This is a genomic window from Telluria beijingensis, from assembly GCF_030770395.1.
Lineage (GTDB): Bacteria > Pseudomonadota > Gammaproteobacteria > Burkholderiales > Burkholderiaceae_D > Telluria > Telluria beijingensis.
In genome coordinates, this window is record NZ_CP132480.1 from 1,179,573 (window position 1) to 1,197,212 (window position 17,640).

At 67.3% G+C, this 17,640-nt stretch carries 11 protein-coding genes; 7 read left to right on the top strand and 4 right to left on the bottom strand.

What is annotated here, in order from left to right; genetic code table 11:
- Positions 1–20 precede the first annotated feature (20 nt).
- Positions 21–1,061: a serine hydrolase domain-containing protein gene (locus Q9246_RS05285; protein WP_306395985.1), complete on the top strand. Its 1,041-nt coding sequence runs from the start codon at positions 21–23 to the stop codon at positions 1,059–1,061.
- On the opposite strand, the gene Q9246_RS05290 is transcribed toward Q9246_RS05285, so the two are convergent.
- Entirely contained in the window at positions 1,024–2,811 is a 1,788-nt protein-coding gene (locus tag Q9246_RS05290) for an allantoate amidohydrolase (RefSeq protein ID WP_306395986.1), read from the bottom strand. The genes Q9246_RS05285 and Q9246_RS05290 overlap by 38 nt on opposite strands.
- 3 nt (positions 2,812–2,814) lie before the next feature.
- Positions 2,815–3,753 carry a LysR family transcriptional regulator gene (locus Q9246_RS05295; RefSeq protein WP_306395988.1) on the bottom strand — a complete coding sequence of 313 codons (939 nt, stop codon included), beginning with the start codon at positions 3,751–3,753 and terminating at the stop codon, positions 2,815–2,817.
- A 112-nt stretch (positions 3,754–3,865) separates the two neighbouring features.
- Between Q9246_RS05295 and Q9246_RS05300 the strand changes: the two genes are divergently transcribed.
- Together Q9246_RS05300 and Q9246_RS05305 are read left to right on the top strand one after the other, a co-directional pair.
- Positions 3,866–5,107 carry a urate hydroxylase PuuD gene (locus Q9246_RS05300; RefSeq protein ID WP_306395990.1) on the top strand — a complete coding sequence of 414 codons (1,242 nt, stop codon included), beginning with the start codon at positions 3,866–3,868 and terminating at the stop codon, positions 5,105–5,107.
- The gene (locus tag Q9246_RS05305) at positions 5,104–6,336 is read left to right on the top strand and encodes a M20/M25/M40 family metallo-hydrolase (protein WP_306395991.1); all 1,233 of its coding nucleotides are present in this window, start codon (positions 5,104–5,106) and stop codon (positions 6,334–6,336) included. The genes Q9246_RS05300 and Q9246_RS05305 overlap by 4 nt, the downstream gene beginning before the upstream one ends.
- Before the next feature lie 9 nt (positions 6,337–6,345).
- Here the strand turns inward: Q9246_RS05305 and Q9246_RS05310 are convergent, their stop codons facing one another.
- Together Q9246_RS05310 and Q9246_RS05315 are read right to left on the bottom strand one after the other, a co-directional pair.
- On the bottom strand, positions 6,346–8,631 hold the full coding sequence (locus Q9246_RS05310; protein WP_306395992.1) for an RIFT barrel domain-containing protein: 2,286 nt from the start codon (positions 8,629–8,631) through the stop codon (positions 6,346–6,348).
- A gap of 57 nt (positions 8,632–8,688) precedes the next feature.
- A complete protein-coding gene (locus tag Q9246_RS05315; protein WP_306395994.1) occupies positions 8,689–11,058 on the bottom strand; it encodes a S9 family peptidase in 2,370 nt (789 codons plus the stop codon).
- Positions 11,059–11,724: 666 nt separating this feature from the next.
- Here Q9246_RS05315 and Q9246_RS05320 point away from each other — a divergent pair.
- The 4 genes from Q9246_RS05320 to nirB all read left to right on the top strand — a co-directional run bounded on the left by Q9246_RS05320 (position 11,725) and on the right by nirB (position 17,640).
- Entirely contained in the window at positions 11,725–12,369 is a 645-nt protein-coding gene (locus tag Q9246_RS05320) for an ANTAR domain-containing response regulator (RefSeq protein WP_306395996.1), read from the top strand.
- A gap of 26 nt (positions 12,370–12,395) precedes the next feature.
- Complete coding sequence (locus Q9246_RS05325) at positions 12,396–13,541, top strand: CmpA/NrtA family ABC transporter substrate-binding protein (protein ID WP_422802379.1); 1,146 nt, start codon at positions 12,396–12,398, stop codon at positions 13,539–13,541.
- Between the two features lie 257 nt (positions 13,542–13,798).
- The gene (locus Q9246_RS05330; protein WP_306396000.1) at positions 13,799–15,097 is read left to right on the top strand and encodes an MFS transporter; all 1,299 of its coding nucleotides are present in this window, start codon (positions 13,799–13,801) and stop codon (positions 15,095–15,097) included.
- Positions 15,098–15,111: 14 nt separating this feature from the next.
- Positions 15,112–17,640 (top strand): nitrite reductase large subunit NirB, encoded by a 2,529-nt coding sequence (nirB, locus tag Q9246_RS05335; RefSeq protein ID WP_306396002.1) that lies wholly within the window; start codon positions 15,112–15,114, stop codon positions 17,638–17,640.

Genomic DNA, 17,640 nt, shown 5'->3' on the forward strand with positions numbered 1-17,640 from the left:
TTCCATGACGAGGAGGATGCATGTTTCGATATGCGATTGCGCTGGCCTGCTTCGTGGCCGCGGGGAGCGCCGGCGGCGCGAACTTCGATGCCGTCACCGGCGAGATCAAGGCCGGCAACTTCAAACAGATCACCAGCGTCGTGGTGTCGCGCCACGGCAAGGTGCTCTACGAGCAGTATTTCGATGACGAAGGAGCGCAGGGCCTGCGCAATACCCGCTCGGTGACCAAGACCGTGGGCGGCATGCTGGTGGGCGCGGCCATCGAGCGCAAGCTGTTGACGGTCGATGCGCCGGTGCTGCCCTTCTTCAGGGACCGGATGCCGGTCGCGCACCCCGACCCGCGCAAGGACCGCATCACGGTCGAAGACCTGCTCACCATGAGCGCCATCGTCGAATGCGACGATTTCAACGAGTTCTCGCGCGGGCACGAAGAGCGCATGTACCTGATCGAGGACTGGAGCCGCTTCTACCTCGACCTGCCGGTGCGCGGCTTCCCCGAATGGACGCCGCCGCCCGCCCAGCAGCCCTACGGCCGCGCCTTCAGCTATTGCACCGCCGGCACGGCCCTGATCGCGCCGCTGCTCGAGCGTGCGACCGGGCGCAGCGTGCAGGACTTTGCCGACGAAGTGCTGTTCAAGCCGCTGGGCATCGACAAGGTCAAATGGCAGGTGCAGCCGCTGGGGCCGGCGATGACGGGCGGGAGCCTGGGCCTGCGCAGCCGCGACCTGTGGAAGCTGGGCCAGCTCTACCTGAACGGCGGCAAATGGGCGGGCAAGCAGGTGCTGCCATCAGCCTGGGTCGCGCAATCGATCGAGCCGCATGCCCGGGTGCGCGACGGCGTCGACTACGGCTACCTGTGGTGGCTGCAGCCGTTCACCGTGGGCGAACAGAAGGTGAATACCTATGCCATGTCCGGCATGGGCGGCAACAAGGTCTATGTGCTGCCGGAGTGGGACGCGGTGGTGGTCATCACCACCACCAACTTCCGCGTGCCGGGGCCGCATCCGCTGACCGAGAAGCTGCTCACGACCCTGATCCTGCCGGCGCTGCAGGCAGAGTAATACCGCGCAGGAAGTCGAGCAGAAAGTTGAGCAAAACCGTGCCGGCGAGGTCCGCATCGTCGGCGGTCATGGTCTCGAGCGGATTGTGGCTGATGCCGCCGTTGCCGCAGCGGACGAACAGCATCGCGACGTCGGTGAGTCGGGCCATGCGCATCGCGTCGTGGCCGGCGCCCGAGGGCAGGTCGACACGCGGCAGGCCGGCGCGTTCGACGGCGTGGCCCAGTTGCGCCATCAGGTGCGGCGCGCAGGGCACGGCGTCGATCTCGAGCAATTTGTAGAGTTTTTCCTGGACGCCGCGCCGCGCGCAGATTTGCTCGACTCCCGCCAGGATATCGTCCACCGCCGCCAGCCGGATTGCGTCATCGGCGGCGCGGATATCGAGCGACAGCCTGCAGGCGCCGGGCACCACATTGACCGAACCGGCGGGCACGTCCAGCTGGCCGACCGTGCCCACCAGCGAGGCGGGGCCACTGCAGCGGCTTTCCACCAGCAATACGATCTCGGCCGCGGCGGCGGCGGCATCGCGCCGCATGCCCATCGGCGTGGTGCCGGCGTGGCTGGCCACGCCTTTCAGTTCGACGACGTAGCGCGAGCTGCCAGCGATCGCGCTCACCACGCCCAGCGGCAGGCCGCGCTCGAGCAGCACCGGTCCCTGTTCGATATGGACTTCGACGAAGCCCAGCACGCTGGCGGGATCGCGCGCGATGGTCGGGATGGCCGCCGGATCGTGGCCGGCCGCCAGCAGGGCGTCGCGCAGCAGGATGCCGTCGGCGTCGACCGCATCGAGCAGCGCCGGGTCGAAGCCGCCGGCCACCGCGCTGCTGCCGAGGAAGGTGCTGCGAAAGCGCACGCCTTCCTCTTCGGCGAAGGCGATCACTTCCAGGTCGTAGGGCAGGCGCTCGCCGCGCGCATTCAGCTGGCCGACCAGCGCCACCGGCAGCAGGATGCCGAGCCGGCCGTCGTACTTGCCGCCATTGCGCACGGTGTCGTAGTGCGAGCCGGTGACCAGGGTCCGCGCGCCCGGCACGGCGGCGGCATAGCGGCCGACCACGTTGCCGACGGCGTCGATGTGGACCGTCATGCCGGCATCGCGCATCCAGTCCGCGATGGTCGCGGCGGTGCGCCGGTGGGCCGGCGTCATGTAGGCGCAGGTCAGATCGGTGTCGGTGTCGCTGATGCCGCCGAGGGTCTCGCACCAGTCCATCACGGTGGCGCCGAGCGACGGTTCGACTTCGAGCCGCGCATTCAGGCGGATCTCGGCGATGCGGTGCACCTGGCGCAGCGCTTCGCGCAATTCGTCGTCGCGCGTGTTGTCCAGGCGGCGCACGAAGGTATCGATGATGTCTTGCCGCGCCAGCCCGCGGCCGGTCGTGCCTTTCACGGCCAGGATGAAGGGGAAACCGAAGCGCTCGTTGTATTGTGCATTGAGTGCATGCAGCTGCGCATATTCGTCCGGTGTGCAGCGGTCCAGGCCGGAGCTGGCCTGTTCGCCGGTCGATTCCGCCGTCAGCTCGCCGGCGATGGCGGCCCTGCCGGCCAGTTCGGGGTGTGCGCGCAGCAGGGACAGGCGTTCCTCGTCGCTCGCGCCATCGACTACCGCCTGCAAGGCCAGCTTGAGCGCGGCCAGCGTCGCGAAGGGGCGGGCTGCGGCGGCGCGCGCCGCGATCCAGGGCGAGTGTTCGTAGATGCCGGTGAGCGCCCCGGTAAAGGCGGCGGCATCGACTTCGTTCAGCGCCTGGATCGTCAACATGGTCTACTCCTGGTTCAGGGTACGCGCGGCAATGCTGACCTGGTCGCGCAGCCATTTGTGCTCGGTCGACTGGTGCACGCGCTGGTGCCACAGCTGGTAGAAGCGCATCGGCGAAAACTTGATCGGCACCGTGAAGCTCTTCAGCGGCAAGGTCTTTTCGAAGGCACGGATGAACTGGCGCCCGGTGGTCAGCACCAGGTCGCTCTGGGTCAGCATGTACGGGATCACGCCGAAATACGGCGACTCGACCGCCACCCGGCGCTGCAGGCCGTGGCGCTCCAGGTACGCGTCGATCACGCCGTGGTAACCCGGCAGCATCTGGGTCGGGGCGACGTGGGGCAGGTCGAGGTAGTCCTCGAGCGTCATCGCGTCCGGCGCCGTGCGCCTGGCGTAGGGGCTGTCGGCGCGCATGGTGCAGATGATCGGGTCTTCGAACAGCTTCGACATGTGCAGGTGGGCCGGCGGCTCGTCCCAGTTGGCGATCACCAGGTCCATGTCGCCGTCGGACAGCATGCGCAGGTAGTCGAGGCCGGGGCCGAGGGCGTGGATGACGACCTTGCTGGCGGGCGAACCGCGCCGCAGCAGCGCCACCACATTGGGCAGGAAGCGCGCGTCGAGATAATCCGGGGCGGCGATGTGGAAGGTGCGCGCCGCCTGTTCGGGGACGAACGGCGCCTTGCGCACGAACAGGCTCTCGGCCTCGTCGAGGATGCGCTTGGCGGGTTTCAGCAGGCTCTCGCCGTGCTGGGTCGGCACCATGCCGCGCGCGCCGCGCACCAGCAGCGGGTCGCCGGTGAGCTCGCGGAGTTTACGCAGCGAGGCCGAGATCGAGGGCTGCGGCTGGTTCAGCTTGAGCGCCACCCGCGACACGTTCTTCTCCACCAGCAGCAGGTAGAGAATGCGGATCAGGTGCAGGTCGAGGTTGCGGGGGAGGCTGGACATCACAGGCAGCGTATATCAAGGTGGATATGTCGAATATACGCTAGATTTCATGTCGCAGAAATTGGAATCGGCGTATCTTCGATCCGGCCGCAACCATTTACAAGGGAGGACCATGTTCGACCCCGGATACCTGGCGCCATATGCCCTCGAGTGGTTCAACCTGCTGCTGCGCTGGCTGCACATCGTCACCGGCATTGCCTGGATCGGCGCTTCCTTCTATTTCGTCTGGCTCGACAACACCATCAAGCCGCCGCAGCCGGATTCCGACCTGGCGCGCAAGGGCGTGTCGGGCGAGCTGTGGGCAGTGCACGGCGGCGGCTTCTACAACCCGCAGAAATACCTGGTGGCGCCCGCCGAACTGCCCGGCGAGCTGCACTGGTTCAAGTGGGAAGCCTATTCCACCTGGCTGTCGGGCTTCGCGCTGCTGGTGGTCGTCTACTACCTGAACGCGAAGGCGATGATGGTCGACCGCAGCGTGGCCGACCTCTCGAGCTGGCAGGCGGTCGGCGTCGGCATCGCCAGCCTGGTGGCCGGCTGGGTCGTGTACGACCTGCTGTGCAAATCGAGGCTGGTGCAACGGCAGCTCGCGTTCGGCGCCGTGGTCTGGCTGCTGCTGGTCGCGAGCAGCTGGGTGCTGACCCACCTGCTCAGCGGCCGCGCGGCCTACCTGCACGTGGGCGCCATGATCGGCACTATCATGGTGGCGAACGTGGCGATGGTGATCATCCCCGGCCAGCGCAAGATGGTGGACGCCATGCTGGCCGGGCGCCAGCCCGACCCGTTTCATGGCATCCGCGCCAAGCAGCGCAGCGTCCACAACAACTACTTCACCCTGCCGGTGCTGTTCATCATGATCAGCAACCACTATGCGATGACCTATAACCACCCGCATGCGTGGGCGGTGCTGGGCGCGATCATGCTGGCAGGGGTGTTGATCCGCCACTTCTTCAACCTGCGCCACAAGGGCCGGCTCGCCTGGGGCTATCCGGCCGCAGGCGTGGCCGTGCTGCTGGCGCTGGCCGTGGCGCTGGCGCCGGCCAAGCCGGCGCGCGTCGATCCGGCCGCCGGCGCCGTGGACGCCGCCGCCCGCTTCGCCACGGTGCGCACGATCATGGACCGGCGCTGCGTGTCGTGCCACGCCCAGCAGCCAACCCAGCCCGGCTTCGCCGCGGCGCCGGGCGGCGTCGTGCTCGACACGCCCGAACTGGTCAGCCAGCACGCCGCCCGCATCTACCAGCAGACGGTGCAACTGAAAGCCATGCCGCTGGCGAACCTCACCCACATGACCGACGCCGAACGCGCCCAGGTGGGCGCCTGGTTCGAAGCCGGCGCCGGCACCGGAGACCCGCAATGAACGATTCCCCGTATGAGCGCCTCGAGGCCTGGATCGACGCCCACTTCGACCAGCAGGTCGCCTTCCTGCAGGCCGTGGTGCGCATCCCGACCGATACCCCGCCGGGCAACAACGCGCCGCATGCCGAGGCGGTGGCCGGCATGCTGGAAAGCGCCGGCTGGCCGGTCGAGCGCCACCCGGTGCCGGCGCAGCAAGTCCGGGACTACGGGCTGGAGAGCATCACCAACCTGGTCGTGCGCCGCCGCTTCGGCGCGGGTGGCCCGACGCTGGCGCTGAACGCCCACGGCGACGTGGTGCCGCCCGGCGAAGGCTGGACCCGGCCGCCGTATGGCGCCGTCATCGAGGATGGCTACCTGTACGGGCGCGCGGCGGTGGTCTCGAAGAGCGACTTCGCCACCTATGTGTTCGCGCTGCGCGCGCTGGAAGCCTTGGGCCTGCCGCTGGCCGGCGCGGTCGAGCTGCACTTCACCTACGACGAGGAATTCGGCGGCCTGCTGGGGCCGGGCTGGCTGCTGGAGCAGGGCCTGACGCGGCCCGACTACGTGATCGCGGCCGGCTTCAGTCACGGCATCGTCACCGCCCACAACGCCTGCCTGCAGCTCGAAGTAACGGTGCACGGCAAGGCCGGACATGGCGCGATGCCGGAGACCGCGGTCGACGCCCTGCAGGCCGCCACGCAGGTGCTGAACGCGCTCTATGGCGAACTGCCGGCGCTGAAGGCGATCCGCAGCAGCGTGCCCGGCATCGGCTCGCCGACGATGATCGTCGGCCGCATCGAAGGCGGCACCAATACCAATGTGGTGCCGGGGAAGGTGGTGCTGCGCCTGGACCGGCGCATGATCCCGGAAGAAGATCCGGCGGCGGTCGAACTCCGGGTGCGCGGCCTGGTCGAGGACGCGGTGCGCGGCCTGCCCGGCATCCGCCTCGAGATCCGGCGCCTGCTGCTGTCGAACGCCTTGCGGCCCCTGCCCGGGGTGGCGCCGCTGGTGGACAGCCTGCGGCGCCACGGCCGCGCGGTCATGGGCGAGGACATCCCGGCCCACGGCACGCCGCTGTATGCGGATGCGCGCCTGTATGGGCAGCAGGGCATCCCGACGGTGCTGTATGGCGCCGGGCCGCGCACGGTCGAGGAATCGCATGCCAAGAAGGCCGACGAGCGCCTGTTGCTGGAAGACTTGCGCCGTGCGACCAAGGTGGTGGCGCGCACCCTGCTCGACTTCCTGTCCTGAACGGCAGGATTACTGCTTGCGCGGCACGATCGCGAACTGCGGGCCGGTTCCGTAGTCGGCCTTGTTGATGCGACCCATGAATTGCTGCCACGCCTTCTGCCCATCGGCGCCGAGTGCGTCGGCCGCGTAGGCCAGGGCGGGCTGCATATTCACCGGTGCGCCGACGGTGCCCGTAAAAGAGCCGACCATCTGGCCCGGCTTCAATTTGAGGGCGGTCGAGAATTCGCCGCTGCCGCAGGCGAGGTTGGCGACCTGCGGTTCGTGGCTGGCCTGGAAGATCCTGGCGATGGTGGGATAGAGCGGTGAGGTCGGTGTATCGCGCACCCGCATGGCATACATGCTGGCCGTGATCCAGCAACTGCCGGCGCCGACCATGCGTTCGACGACGAAGCGCGCTTTCCATTGCAGCAGGCGTTCCGCTTTCGCGAATCCGAGTTCGGCGGTGCGCCCGACGGCCGACGTGAAGAAGTCGTCCTGCCACGGGGCGAGACCGATTTTCTTGTGATAGACGATCGCATAGCCATGGGTGAGGAAGCCCAGCCGGGTGGCCGCGGGGTTGTCGGTGTATTCGGCGTTGTACCAATCGAGGTTGCTGTCCAGGATGCGCAGGAAATGCGCTTTCAGGGGGTGCGCGTCGGGCGTGATGTACGCCGCTTCGGCCAGGTTGCGCAGCGCCCATGCCTGGCCGCGCACCTGTTCCGGCTTGACCAGGCCCTTGGCATACTGGCGGTAGCCGGGGTTCGAATGGAAGACGTTATGCATGGCCCAGAATTGCAGCTCTTCGAGATAATAATGGTCGCCGCTCAGCAGATAGGGCAGGTAGACCAGGTTCGGCTGGTGGGCGACGTCGTGCCAGTTCGGCGTGCGGCACTGTGCGGCCGGCTCGCATTTTGGCAGGGCTTCCAGCTTGCCGGTCGCCGGATTGCGGGTATCGCCTGCCGGCGCGATGAGCGTCGTATAGGGATAGTCGAGCAGGCTCATTGGCAGGCCGGTGCGCCGGTCGCGGTAGTGGACCGACCAGCTCCCCGCCAGGTCGGCGGTGCCCATCGTGACCGTGCGCGCACGCGGATCCATTCCCAGCAGGTACATGACCGCCCATCCCGGGTGCAGGCCGATGTCCATGCGTCCGCCGGCGGTCGGCATGCCCTTCAGCGCAACGCCGACCCCCATCGGCTCGATCCGGGGACCTTCCCACCTCGCATACAGGGCGGCCAGCGCGCGCTCGTTGACGACCACCGAGGAATCATAATTGGGAAGCGCCCGCGTTGCCATCAACTGCCGGCTGTCGTGCCGCAGGTGCAGGGCGGGGTCGCCGCCCCACCAGGCCAGCGTGCGCCAGCGCGCATGGTGGTAGTGCGTCAGGCCCTCCTTGCGGTAGACGGTGTCGCCGCCGACCGCGATCCTGGCGTCATAGGTGATGTGCTGCGGGGAGGGCTCGTGGGACCAGTTGTTCTCGACCGTGACGTCGACCCGCGCCTTCTTGAGCGCGGGATACCAGCGTACGGCAAAGCGGGCGGCCAGGTGGGGGTGGGCGCGGCCGCCGCGGTCGACGAACGGCGCGGGGACCAGCCACTCGCGCGCGATCGGCCCATCGAGCCAGGTGGCCGGCTTGCCCTGGGCCAGCAGGCGCTCCAGCGAGGCGGTATAGCGCTTGCCGTTAATATCCAGTTCGACCGTTGCGCTCAGTCCTGACTTGAGCAGCGCGGCCGGCGTCGCATCGGCCGGCGCACTGCCTGCGTCCTGGGTCGAGCGCACCAGCCCGAACGCCAGCGGCTGCGCCGTCGGCGTGGGCAGGACCGCGGACACGACCGCATGGCGTACCGAGCCGTCGGGGTGCAGGGCCTTGACGTCCAGTTGCAGGGGCAGCCGCTTGCCGTCGCCGAGTTTGGCCTCGAGCCGGTCGCCGCGCGCCAGCGCGCCTGGTTCGAAGGCCTGCCCGAAGGTGACGGGAACCTGGCCGCCGTTGCCGGTTTCGTCAGTGCGTTCGAGCCACAAGGTGGCGATGGCATCCGGAATGGCGGCGCGCTCTGTCCTGGCCGCGGCAGGCGAGCGGGCAGCGGATGGCGCGGCCTTTGCTTTGGACGGCGTGGCGGCGGCGGGACTGGCAGCATCGGGTTTGGCGGTGGCGGCGGAGGTGGCGCTCGCCGCGACTGGCGCCGGATCGGCGGCCGCCCCGTAGCGCAGTTCGGTCACCCGATTCGCATCGAGGCCGCCGCCGGCCGGCAAGGCCTGGGCGGCGGCAGGCGCGCCGGCATGCATGAAAAGGCAAAGGGCAAACAGGAACGGACGTTGCATAGTAGGTCGCATCGGTAATGAAAAAGGCGCCCGCAGGCGCCTTGTGATCTTACCGCTTTACTGCTTGAGCGAGCGCTCGAACAGTTCGTGGATGCGGCGGTACTGGTCGTACCACGCCTCCGGCTGCACATAGCCATGGCGTTCCAGCGGGTAGCTCGCCAGTTCCCACTTGTCCTTCTTCATCTCGATCAGGCGCTGCGCCATGCGCACCGAGTCCTGGTAGAACACGTTATCGTCGATCATGCCGTGCGAGATGAGCAGGTGGCCCTTCAGGTTCTGCGCATACTCGATCGGCGACGACTTCTTGTACGCTTCCGGATCGATGTCCGGGGTATTCAGGATGTTGGCGGTGTACTCGTGGTTGTAGGTGGTCCAGTCGGTCACCGGGCGCAGCGCGGCGCCGGCCTTGAAGGTGTCCGGCGCGCGCATCAGCGCCATGAAGGTCATGAAGCCGCCGTAGCTGCCGCCATAGATGCCGACGTTGGCCGCGTCGCCCTGGTGCTGGCCGACCATGTACTTGACGCCGTCGATGTAGTCTTCCAGTTCCGGATGGCCCATCTGGCGGTAGATCGCGGTGCGCCACTTGCTGCCATAGCCTTTCGAGGCGCGGAAGTCCATGTCCAGCACCACGTAGCCGTTCTGCACCAGCAGGTTGTGGAACATCTGCTCGCGGAAGTAATTGGGATAACGCTTGCTGACGTTCTGCAGGTAGCCGGCGCCGTGCACGAACATCACGACCGGATACTTCTTGCCCGGCTCGAGCTGGGCCGGACGATACAGCTTGGCCCAGACCGGATCGCCGCCGGCGCTGGACGGCACCGCCACGTATTGCGGCTCGATCCATTCGCGCGCCTTGAATTCGGGCGTGCGGGTGTCGGTCAGTTTGGTCGCGGCGCCGCCGGAGACAGGCACGGTCGCGATCTGGATCGGGGTATAGCTCGACGACCAGTGCACCAGCAGCTTCTTCTCGTCAGGCGACAGGGCGAACTTCTCGACGCCATCGAGGCCGGTCACTTCGCGCACATTGCCGCCATTGGCGCCCACGGCGCACACTTCATAGTCGCCCGGGGTCTCGCGGTTGCACAGCATGTAGGCGGTGCGGCCGTCATGGGTCCAGCGCACGTCGCTGGCTTCCCACTTGCCCGAGGTGAGCGCGCGCGGCGCGGCGGCGCTCGCGCTGTCCTTGGTATACAGGTGCGAGTAGCCGCTTTCTTCCGACAGGTACCACACGGTGCGGTTGTCCGGCAGCCAGCCGAATTCGGCGTTGTCGTAGTTGACCCAGGCATTGTCGCTCACGCGGTGCAGGGGTTGCAATTTGGCGGCGCGCAGGTCGACGCTGGCGATCCAGCGGTCCTTGTTGTCGACCGCGCGCAGCATGACGGCGACGTTGGCGCCGTTGGCGCTCCAGTCGATCGCATTGCGCCCGCCCGACACCACCACCGGGCGGTTGCCTTTCAGCGGATCCTTCCTGGCGGCGGCGCGCAGGTCGGCCAGCGGGTCGACATTGACGCCCGGGAGTGCGTCGAATGACAGGTCCTGCACCTTGTTGGTGCGCAGGTCGACCAGCTTCAGTGCATGCGGCACCGGCATATTGCGGCCGACGCGGCTACGCACGTCTTCGGTTTCCTCGTAGCCCGACTCGTTGACGTAGCGCGGCATCTTGCCGGCGCGGCCCTTGTCGGCGCCCTTTGCGGCGGTGACCACCAGCAGCCAGCGGCCATCGGGCGACAGCGAGCTGCCTTCGATGGTGACCTTGTCGCCCAGGTAGACCTGGCCCGGGGCCATCGAAGCGTCGGCGCGACGCAGTTCGTCGGTGCGGGCGCGCAGGGCGTCGCGATCGTCCTTCTGGCGCTTGAGATGTTCGATCAGGCGCAGCTCGGTCGAGCGGTATGGGTCGTCTTCCGGTGCGTTCGGGTCCTTGGCGGCGCGCGGCAGGGCGGCGGGGCCGGTGACCTTGCTCGCGCGGTCCCACACATACCAGTCGGTGCCGATGCGGTACTGCACCGCGGCTTCATCGAAACTGTACTGGGCGGCAGTGATGCGGCTGGCGCCGCGCGTGACCTGGACCAGCTGACCCGACTTGAGGTCGCGTTCGAACAGGTCGTTGTTGCGCAAGACCAGCATGCGGGTGTTGTCGCGGTTGTAGACCACGTCGGCGCTGTCGATCTTCGGCAGCTCGGCGTCCTTCACCAGCTGGGCTTTACCGGCGGCGACCTGGAACACGTCGCGCACCGGCGAGCCGGTGCGCTTCTGCTTGTAGTACACCTGCTTGCCGTCCCAGCTGAACCAGGCGTCTTCGACCGGGGTGCCGATCCAGTCGGGATGGCTCATGGCCTGGTCGAGGGTGATGGGAGTGGATGCCGCGGCCGGCAGCGCGATCAGTGCGGCGAAAGAGGCCGCAAACAGGGTAAGTGCAGGTGTTCGCATGTGGAGTCTGATGAGTGTGGAAATGGCAGGTATGCCAAAGATGCTTGCCAGAAATGCGCATGCATTCTAGCGCAGGCACTCGTCGCGACCACGGAATATGACAGGTTTTTTTTGCTGTAAAGACAAGCGCCGGCGGTACGTCTGTACGGCCGGCGCGGTATGCGGACGGGATGATGCGGCACTGGTGCGCCGCAACGGCGACCCGTTTCAGATAGCCTTGAACGGGCCTTTTGGCGGACGCGGCAGGAACATGGCGACGCGCGCTGCCACGGCGACGACGGCCAGGGCGATGGTGACGTATTCGAGCGGGTGCATGATCAACCCCGCACTGTCGGAGCGTAGCCGCCGTGGGCGAGGTACAGGTCTTGCGAGAAGCTGCGGATGGCCGAGATGGCTGCCGCGAAGAAGCTGGTGCGTTGGATGGCTGCAGTCATGATTGTTCCCCTGAGATAAATACTTCGATGTTGCGTTGCAGTATAGAGGCGTCCGCATCATAAACAAACTTTAGATTTGTGATTCCAGCGATTCACCATATGAATGATTGTCTTGTTGCTCTGATGTAAGATATTCGTTGCACGTATATCTGGAACATTAGCGTTCGCATAAGAAGGGCAAAGGCTATCCATGCCATGCAAAGCTGGTGCGAATCTTGCATATCGTAAGCACATGACATCGCGAGACCCTGTTTCACCCCACCTGCGGATCGTCGTCGTGCTTTCCGCAACAGCCCCCGGCGCCGACCCGGATGCCGCCCAGGCCGCGCAGGCCCGGCGCAGCACGGCGCTGCGCATCGGCCTGCTTGAATCGGGCTATGACCTGGTTGCTTCGCTGCCGGCGGATATCTTCCTGCCCGAGCGCATCGCCCAGCTGCAGCCCGACCTGATCATCGCCGACAGCGAGTCCGACGCGCGCGACGTGCTCGAGCACATCGTGATCGCCACCCGCGACGCACGGCGCCCGATCGTCCTGTTCACCGAAGACGATGCGCCGGCCAGCATGGACGCGGCCATGGACGCCGGCGTGTCGGCCTATATCGTGGCCGGCCTGCAGGCCGAGCGCGTGAAGCCGGTGCTGGACGTGGCGCTGGCGCGCTTCCGGCGCGAGCAGAAGCTGCTCGACGAATTGAGCGACACGCGCCAGAAGCTGGCGGAGCGCAAGACGGTCGACCGCGCCAAGGGCCTGCTCATGTCGCGCTACAGCCTGAGCGAAGAGCAGGCCTACCAGCGCCTGCGCAGCCTGGCCATGAACAAGAACCTGAAACTGGCGGAAGTCGCGCAACGCCTGATCGACGTGGAAGACCTGCTGGGCTAGGCCCGCAATTAGGCAATCAAATGACGATGACAATGACAGGCGCGAGCGCCTGGATCGCCGGCACCGACCGCCCCGAGATCGAGACGGTCCGCATCGGCTTCATGCCGCTGGCCGATTGCGCGCCGCTGGTGATGGCCTCGGTGCTCGGCTTCGACGAACGGTACGGGGTGCGCTTCGAACTCACCCGCGAGCTGTCCTGGACCAGCATGCGCGACCGCCTGATCGCCCAGCAGCTCGACGCCGCCCACGTGCTGACCGGGATGCTGTACGGCGTCCAGAACGGCATCGGCACCCAGCAGTGCGATATGGCGGTGTTGATGAACCTGCACCAGAACGGCCAGGGCATCACGCTGTCGCGTGCGCTCGCCAACGCCGCCCGCGATCCAGGCCTGCTCAAGCGCCGGGTGGAAGATACCGGGCGCCGGCTGGTCCTGGCCCATACCTTCCCGACCGGGAACCACGCGATGTTCCTGTATTACTGGCTGGCCGCGCACGGCATCGACCCGCTGCTGGACTGCCAGGCGGTGACGGTCCCGCCGGTCCAGATGGCGGCCAGCCTGGCGGCCGGCCATATGGATGGCTTTTGCGCGGGCGAGCCGTGGGGCCAGCGCGCGCAGCGCGACGGCGCCGGGGTGCAGGCCGCCTCCAGCGAGCAGATATGGCCGAACCACCCGGGCAAGGCGCTCGGCACGCGCGCCGATTTCGCCGCCACCCACCCCAACGCCTGCCGCGCCATGATCGCGGCGCTGCTGGACGCAGCACGCTGGCTCGATGCCGCACGCGCCAACCGCGACGCCGCGGCCGAGGTGCTGGCCAGCCCCGCCTATATCGGCGCGAGCCGCGAGACGCTGCAATTCTGCCTGGGCGGACGGCAAACCGACGGCGATGGCTGGCGCGGCCACAACGGCCTGCGCTTCCACGCCAACGGCGAAGCCAACTTCCCGTGGCTATCGGACGGCATGTGGTTCATGACCCAGCACCGGCGCTGGGGGCTGTTGCGCGAAGACCCGCCGTACCTGGCGCTGGCGGCGCAGGTCAACCGCATCGACCTGTACCGCGAGGCGGCCGAACGGACCGGCACCATGCTGCCCGCGTCGTCCATGCGCAGCTCGACCCTGGTCGATGGCCGGGTGTGGAATGGCAGCGAGCCGCAGGCATGGGCTGCGGCATGATCTTGAACGCGGTGCACGTTCCTGCATCATTGTGGGGAATGGTGCACCGCAATGCAGCATGTCCGCTTCATGCCACCTGCCGTCCTCCTCTAGTGACCCGGTGGCACGCCTCTTGCTCATAGAGTGATTACAGGATCAATGGCGATTCTCTTCATATAGCGCTGGCCCAACGCAGGGACGGCACAGGACAACGGCGTCCGCAGCTACTGCCCACGGCAGCAAGCGCGGACGCCTTTTCGTTTTTCAAAGGAAGAACAATGGCCAGCAAAGCGGACCGCATCGACCTCTTTTCATTCCAGGGCGCGCCCATGCGCGCCTTCCACCTGACCTGGGTGGCCTTCTTCGTCTGTTTCTTCGCCTGGTTCGCCTGCGCGCCGCTGATGCCGGTCATCAAGGGCGAGTTCGGGCTCTCGATGGAGCAGGTCGCCAACATCAATATCGCGGCCGTCGCCATTACCATCTTCGTGCGCCTGCTGGTGGGCCCGCTGTGCGACCGCTACGGCCCGCGCAAGACCTATACGGGGTTGCTGCTGATCGGCGCGGTTCCGGTGCTGGGCGTGGCGATGGCGCAGAGCTACGAGGCCTTCCTGCTGGCGCGCCTTGGCATCGGCGCGGTCGGCGCCAGCTTCGTGATCACCCAGTACCACACCTCGGTCATGTTCGGACCGAAGGTGGTCGGCACCGCCAATGCGGCGGCCGCCGGCTGGGGCAATGCCGGCGGCGGCGCGGCGCAGGCCATCATGCCGCTGTTCGTGGCCGCGATCGCGATGCTGGGCGTGAGCCAGTCGCTGAGCTGGCGCGTGGCGCTGGTGGTGCCCGGCCTGATGATGATCGCAATGGCCTTCTTCTACTGGCGCTATACGCAGGATTGCCCGGCCGGTAACTACGACGATCTGCGCAAGACGGGCCGCATGCCGGAAGGCGGCGGCAAGGGCGGCTGGGCGAGTTTCGTTGCCGGGTGCCGCAACCATCGCGCCTGGCTGCTGTTCGTCACCTACGGCGCCTGCTTCGGCATCGAGATCTTCATCCACAACATCGCCGCCGTCTACTACGTCGAGCACTTCGACCTGTCGCTGGCGCAGGCCGGCATGGCGGCCGGCAGCTTCGGCCTGCTGGCGCTGTTCGCCCGCGCCCTGGGCGGCTGGCTGTCGGACAAGGCCGCGCTGAACGGTGACCTGAACCGCCGCGTGACCGTGCTGTTCGTGCTGATGATCGGCGAAGGCCTCGGCCTGCTGTGGTTCGCCCAGGCCGAGGGCGTCGTGTTCGCCGTGCTCGCGATGCTGGTGTTCGGCCTGTTCACCCACATGGCCTGCGGCGCCACCTATGCGCTGGTGCCCTTCGTCGCACCGAAGGCGCTGGGCGGCGTGGCCGGCATCGTCGGCGCCGGCGGCAACGTCGGCGCGGTGGCGGCCGGATTTTTGATGAAGGGTACCGGCGACATCCAGCAGACGCTCACCATCCTCAGCGGTCTGGTGCTGGTCGCCAGCATCTGCGCTATCGCAGCCCGATTCACCGCGACCAGCGCCAGCAATGCGCCGGCCGCCGCAGCAGCTTAATGAAGGAGCAGCAAATGCATATCGTCGTCATCGGCCACGGCATGGTGGGCCATAAATTCCTCGAAACCCTGGCCGCCAGCGGACGCCAGGATCTGCGCGTGACCGTGCTGGGCGAAGAGCCCCGGCCGGCCTACGACCGCGTGCACCTGTCGGAATTCTTCGCCGGGAAGACGGCGGACGACCTGTCGCTGGTCGCACCGGGGTTCTTCGAGCGCGAGGACATGGTGCTGCGCCTGAATGCGAAAGTGGTCGGGGTCGACCGCGCGGCGCAGAGCGTGAGCCTGGCCGACGGTTCCTCCGTCGTCTATGACCGGCTGGTGCTGGCGACGGGCTCCTATCCCTTCGTGCCGCCCGTTCCTGGCGCGGATCGCAAGGATTGCTTCGTCTATCGCACCATCGAAGACCTGGAAGCGATGCAGGAGTGCGGCGCGCGGTCGACAACCGGCGTGGTGATCGGCGGCGGCCTGCTGGGTCTCGAATGCGCGAAGGCGCTGCGCGACCTGGGCCTGGATGCCCACGTGGTCGAATTCGCGCCGCGCCTGATGGCGGTGCAGGTCGACGATCCCGGCGCACGCGTGCTGCGCACCCGCATCGAAGAGCTGGGCGTTGGCGTCCATACCGGCAAGAACACGCTGGCGATCGTCGACGGCGAGCAGGCCACCCACCGCATGCAGTTCGCGGACGGCACGCACCTGGACACCGACATGATCGTGTTCTCGGCCGGCATCCGCCCGCGCGACGAGCTGGCGCGCGCCTCTGGCCTGGAGATTGGCGCCCGCGGTGGCGTCGTGATCGATGACCGCTGCGTGACCTCGGACCCGCATATCTACGCGATCGGCGAATGCGCCTTGTGGAATGGCCAGCTGTATGGCCTGGTGGCGCCGGGCTACGATATGGCGCGCACCGCGGCGCGCCATCTGCTGGGCAGCGAGTGCGGCTTCGCCGGCGCCGACATGAGCACCAAGCTGAAACTGATGGGCGTGGACGTGGCCAGCATCGGCGATGCCCACGGCGCCACGCCGGGCAGCCGCAGCTACCAGTTCCTCGACGAACGCCGTCAAACCTATCGCAAGATCGTCGTCTCCAGCTGCGGCAAGTACCTGCTGGGCGGCGTGCTGGTGGGCGACGCCACCGCCTACGGCGCGCTGCTGCAGACAATGCTCAACAGGATCGAGCTGCCGGAAGCGCCCGAATACCTGATCCTGCCCGAGGACGGCGGCGCGGCCCGCCCGGCGATCGGCGTCGACAAGCTGCCAGCCACGGCCCAGGTCTGCTCGTGCAACGACGTCAGCAAGGGCGCCCTGTGCGCGGCGGTCGCCGGCGGCGCCACCACCATCGGCGCGCTGAAAAGCTGCACCTCGGCCGGCACCGCCTGCGGCGGCTGCGTGCCGCTGGTGACGCAAGTCCTCAACGCCGAGCTGAAAAAACTGGGCGTGGCGGTCAACAACCACCTGTGCGAGCACTTCCCGTATTCGCGCCAGGAGCTCTATCACCTGGTACGCGTCGAAGGCATCAAGGACTTCGGCGAACTGCTGGCGCGCCACGGCAAGGGCCTCGGTTGCGACGTCTGCAAGCCGACCGCCGCCAATATCCTGGCCTCGGTGTGGAATGATTTCGTGCTGAAGCCGAAGCACGCCAGCCTGCAGGATTCGAACGACTACTTCCTGGGCAACATCCAGAAGGACGGCACTTATTCCGTGGTGCCGCGCATGCCGGGCGGCGAAGTCACGGCCGACGGCCTGATCGCGGTGGGGATGGTGGCCAAGAAGTACGGCCTGTACACCAAGATCACCGGCGGCCAGCGGGTCGACCTGTTCGGCGCCCGCGTGGACCAGCTGCCCGCGATCTGGGAAGAGCTGATCGCGGCCGGTTTCGAGTCGGGCCACGCCTACGGCAAATCGCTGCGCACCGTGAAATCCTGCGTCGGCTCGACCTGGTGCCGCTACGGCGTCGGCGACAGCGTGGGCTTCGCCATCGCGCTGGAAAACCGCTACAAGGGATTGCGCGCGCCGCACAAGATCAAGTTCGGCGTCTCGGGCTGCACCCGCGAGTGCGCCGAAGCCCAGGGCAAGGACGTCGGCCTCATCGCCACCGACAAGGGCTGGAACCTCTACGTGTGCGGCAACGGCGGCATGAAGCCGCGCCACGCCGAACTGATCGCCTCGAACCTGAGCGAAGAAGAAGTGGTGCGCCTGACGGACCGCTTCCTGATGTTCTACGTGCGCACCGCCGAACGCCTGCAGCGCACCAGCACCTGGCGCGAAAACCTGGAAGGTGGGCTCGACTACCTGAAGGCGGTCGTGATCGACGACAGCCTGGGCATCGCGCAGGAGCTCGAAGCGCAGATGCAGCACGTGGTCGACACCTATGCCTGCGAGTGGAAGGAAGCCGTCACCGATCCTGCCGTGCGCCGCCGCTTCCGCCACTTCGTCAACAGCGCCCAGGCCGACGACAACGTCGTGTTCGTGCCCGAGCGTGGCCAGGTGCGTCCGGCCACCTTCGACGAACGCCGCCGCACCATCCCCATTGCCGCCGTCATTTAA